The sequence below is a fragment of the Marivita sp. genome (genome assembly GCF_020055635.1).
Lineage (GTDB): Bacteria > Pseudomonadota > Alphaproteobacteria > Rhodobacterales > Rhodobacteraceae > Marivita.
The window spans coordinates 1-3,973 of the sequence record NZ_JAIPUT010000138.1 but is presented as its reverse complement, the minus strand read 5'-3'; the positions used below and the strand labels follow the sequence as shown (position 1 = coordinate 3,973).

At 59.5% G+C, this 3,973-nt stretch carries 3 protein-coding genes and 1 pseudogene; 2 read left to right on the top strand and 2 right to left on the bottom strand.

All coding sequences use genetic code 11. From position 1 onward, the window contains the following. Together LCF60_RS23670 and LCF60_RS23665 are read left to right on the top strand one after the other, a co-directional pair. Positions 1-212, top strand: a pseudogene (locus LCF60_RS23670) (IS91 family transposase); the annotation flags it as partial. A gap of 597 nt (positions 213-809) precedes the next feature. Next, positions 810-1,082, top strand: coding sequence for a hypothetical protein (locus tag LCF60_RS23665; protein ID WP_292294990.1), 273 nt, complete (start codon positions 810-812; stop codon positions 1,080-1,082). A gap of 399 nt (positions 1,083-1,481) precedes the next feature. Here LCF60_RS23665 and istB read toward each other — a convergent pair whose 3' ends face one another. Beyond that, positions 1,482-2,246 carry an IS21-like element helper ATPase IstB gene (istB, locus tag LCF60_RS23660; RefSeq protein WP_292294989.1) on the bottom strand — a complete coding sequence of 255 codons (765 nt, stop codon included), beginning with the start codon at positions 2,244-2,246 and terminating at the stop codon, positions 1,482-1,484. After that, complete coding sequence (istA, locus tag LCF60_RS23655) at positions 2,243-3,691, bottom strand: IS21 family transposase (RefSeq protein WP_292294988.1); 1,449 nt, start codon at positions 3,689-3,691, stop codon at positions 2,243-2,245. Before istA ends, istB begins: the two co-directional genes overlap by 4 nt. Between the last annotated feature and the right edge of the window lie 282 nt (positions 3,692-3,973).

The following is a 3,973-nucleotide window of genomic DNA, read 5'->3' as shown; positions in this document are numbered from 1 at the left end:
TCGCCAACGGCCAGCGCGCCGCCCGTCTCGCGGCCTGCAGGGTGATGCTGGCTGCTCAGGTGCCGGAAGCAGAGGGTCGCGCAGAACCCATGGCGAAGGTCGCGCCCACTCCGCGTCCATGCCCCTGCTGCGGTCGCCCGATGGTCACGATCGCGGTCTGGTATCACGGCCAGGCGCCACCCGGCGGGCCATTCTGGAACGACAGCACATGAACGTCTACGGCAAATTACTGGTACATGATCGCAAACCGGCTCCCACGAGGACCGGCCATGTGCTCTGCGGGCTGGCGCCGCGATTATCGTGGCTCCGACCGTCCCACGAGGCAATAATACGCCAGACCGGATCGCTGCACCGATCCCCAGAAGCCGAGACCGACCCCGGCGGCCGCCCAGCCGGCCCCATCGATCTGCATATCCGCCCTCGCGCCCTCCACCCCGGGCCCGCGCCAGAACCACAATCCCCATAGCGCCAGACATCCCGCAGGTTCGTTCAATCCGGCTTCAATGAGGTCCGCCAGGCACCCGTGCGGCAGCATCGGCGTTGCGCCCGCGAACCTCACAGAACCCTCCAGATTCCCATGGGTATGATTTTGTGATTCATCTTGGTTGGGAGGATGGATCATGTCAGCACCTTTGCCAGAGGCGCTTCGGGCGCGGTTTCAGAGATACATTGAGGAAGGGTTAAGCGGTCGTGCAGCGGCATCGCGCTTGAAGCTCTCGCCGGCCACGGGAGCGCGTTGGGCGCTTGCGATCCGACGCACGGGTCGGGCTGAGGCAGCTCGGCAGGGTCGGCCGAAAGGCAAGGGCAAGTTGGACCCGCATCTGGGCTTCTTTGCCGAAATCATCGCGCAAGACGGAGACATCACGATGCCCGAGCTGAGTGCAGCCCTGTTTGACGCAACGCGGGTTCAGGCGCACCCCAACGCCATCGGCAAGTTCCTTCGCAAGCTGGGCTACACGTATAAAAAAATCACTGGTTGCCACCGAACGCCGCCGTGCGAAGGTAAGGCGACAGCGCGAGGATTGGTTCAAGCACCGCATTCCAGCCGTATCGAAGCACCCGGAACGCGTTGTCTTTATTGATGAAACATCAGTGAAGACAAACCTGACGAGGCAGAGGGGATGGGCCCCTTGCGGAAACCGCCTGATCATGGACGCCCCCTTCGGCTCATGGGGCACCCAGACCTTCATAGCCGGACTGAGTGCCGACGCGATGATCGCCCCCCTGGGTGATCAAAGGTGCCATGCCTCTCGTGACATTCGCTTTGCGAATGCACTGTCGGTAATAGATGGCGCGGCCTTCGCCGCTTATGTCAACGGCAGAGTAAAAGTGAGCCAAAGGGCAGCGTAAAATGTTGCCACTTTGGGGCTGGGATAATCAGCGTATAGACGAGCGCCAGCATCCGGGCAGCCGCGCTTGTCATATAGCTTGCGGTTGACCGGATGCTTTGGCCCGTCAGGGCCAATCTGTGCGATTGAAGTTTAGGTTTTGGGCGTTTCTTGACGCGCCTTGCTCTGGCCAAGGCGGTAGCTTTCGCCGTTCATCTCGAGGATGTTGACGTGGTGTGTCAGGCGGTCGAGCAGTGCGCCTGTCAGGCGTTCTGACCCAAATGTTTCTGTCCATTCGTCGAATGGCAGGTTGCTTGTGATCAGCGTGGAGCCGCGCTCGTAGCGTTGGGAGATCAATTCAAACAGCAGCTCGGCCCCGGTTTTGCTCAGTGGCACAAAGCCCAGCTCGTCGATGATCAGCAGCTTGTGACCCACCATCTGCTTTTGAAGCCGTAGCAGTCTGCGTTCGTCTCTGGCTTCCATCAGCTCATGGACGAGTGCGGCGGCGGTGACAAATCCAACGGACAGGCCTTTCTGGCATGCTGACAGGCCAAGGCCCAAGGCGACATGGGTCTTGCCGGTGCCAGAAGGCCCAAGCGCGATGACATTCTCGCGCCGTTCGATCCATTCGCAGCGCGCCAGCTCCAGCACCTGCATCTTGTTCAAGGCCGGGATCGCCTTGAAGTTGAAGCTGTCCAGGCTTTTGACGGCTGGGAACTTTGCGGCTTTGATCCTGCGCTCGATCATCCTGCGTTCCCGGTCAATCATCTCCAGTTCGATCAGACGTGCAAGGAATTGCACATGGTCCAGTCCCTCGGCTCCGGCTTGCTTGGCCAGTTTGCTGTATTCCCGCAGAACGGTCGGCAGCCGCAGCGATTTGAGGCGGTGGTCCAGAAGGATTTGGGGAGCGTCGCTCATGCTGCCTGCCCCCGCTTCATCAGGGACATATAACTGGCCGCCGACGTCGTGCCGACATTGGCCTTTGGCAGATACGGATAGACATCCAGATCCAGCTTGGGTGGCCGTTTCTCGACCTGGCACAGCACGAGGTGTTTGACGGCGTCAAACCCAATGGCCCCCATGCGAAGTGCGTTTTTGACGGCAACCTGTAGGTCTGCCATCTCGAATGTCTCCAAGAGCCGCAAGACCTGCACATACTCACGCCGGCCTGCCTTGATCATCCGTGCCTCCATCAGGCGGCGCAGGGTCGCAAATTCCTCTGGCAGTTCCCATTCCACCAACGGGGCCGCCTGATCGAGGGCACCCACCTTCTGCTCCAAAAGGGGCAGATAATGCACCGGGTCAAAGACCATGTCTTCGCGATCCCAACATCGAGGGTGGCGGGCGATGACATCACCGCCACAGCCAATGACCACCTGATCAACATAACCACGAAGCCAGACATCGCGGTGCCCGTAGGCGACAGGAACTGAATAATCGTTGGTTTTGTAGCGCACCAGGGATTGCGAGTTCACTTGGCTGGTGGCCTGATCACAGGCATCAAATGGAGACGCTGGCAGATCCATCATGGCATCAAGGTCACGGGCCAAACGTTGCCCAATACTCTCGCTGTGACCGCGCAAGACATCCGCTTGACGCTTGCGGCATTGCGCTTCCAGCCAAAGATTGAACGCCTCCCACGTGGCAAAATGTGGGATCGGCACCATGAAGTTGCGCCGGGCATATCCGACCAGACCCTCAACAGCGCCTTTATCGTTGCCCTTACCCGGTCGGCCGTAACGATCGTGGATGAAGTAATGCGACAGGAACCCACTGAACAGCTTGGTCCGCTTGCGCGAGCCGTCCCGGAGGATCTTCGCGACCAGGCATCGATCGTTGTCATAAAGAACCGACTGCGGAACCCGGCCGAAGAATGCAAAAGCATGCACATGGCCATCAACCCAGGCCTCGGAGACCGCCGCAGGATAAGCCCGAACAAAGCATGCATCGCTGTAAGGCAAATCCAGCGCGAAGAAATACGCCTTCTGCTCAACCCCGCCGATCACAACCATGGCTTCGCCGAAATCCGCTTGGGCATGGCCGGGGGTATGTGCCAGCGGGACAAACATCTCTCGGCTGCGCCGCCCGTGTTCCCGGACATAGTTCTTGACCGTCGTATAGCCGCCTTGAAAATGGTGCTCCTCGCATAGTCGTTCAAAAATGCGCTTGGCGGTGTGGCGCTGTTTACGGGGACGGTTCAGATCGTCTTGCATCCATTGGTCGATGAAGCCGGTGAACCCGTCCAGCTTGGGCCGCTTGATCTGCGCCGTTCGCTGATAACCGGGCGGCACCGAAAACATCATCATCTTCTTCACGCTTGCACGCGAGATCCCGAAATGGCTGGCGGCCTGCCGTTCGCTCATACCGCCCCGACGCGCGAGGCGGACCTTCAAATACAAATCCACGACTAAAATCTCCCGCCCTCCCTGCAAACAGAAAGGGCCAAGGTGGCAACATTTTATGCTGCCCGCAGCGAGATTATCACGCCACTTCCGTGGCCAACTTTTGCACTGCCGTTCTCAGCGGCCTCTGTGCATCTTGCGGCGAATGCCGGTAGAGAGCCGATTCCGTGGAAAAACTAACGTTTGCGACCGCAGAAATAGCTGTTCCAAATCCGGCACGCGCGCCTTTCCTATCAGGCTTTG

What these genes read in the sequence shown, in the direction of transcription:
- istB (WP_292294989.1), bottom strand. Translation starts at nt 2,246, where the DNA reads ATGAGCGACGCTCCCCAAATCCTTCTGGACCACCGCCTCAAATCGCTG.
- istA (WP_292294988.1), bottom strand. Translation starts at nt 3,691, where the DNA reads ATGAGCGAACGGCAGGCCGCCAGCCATTTCGGGATCTCGCGTGCAAGC.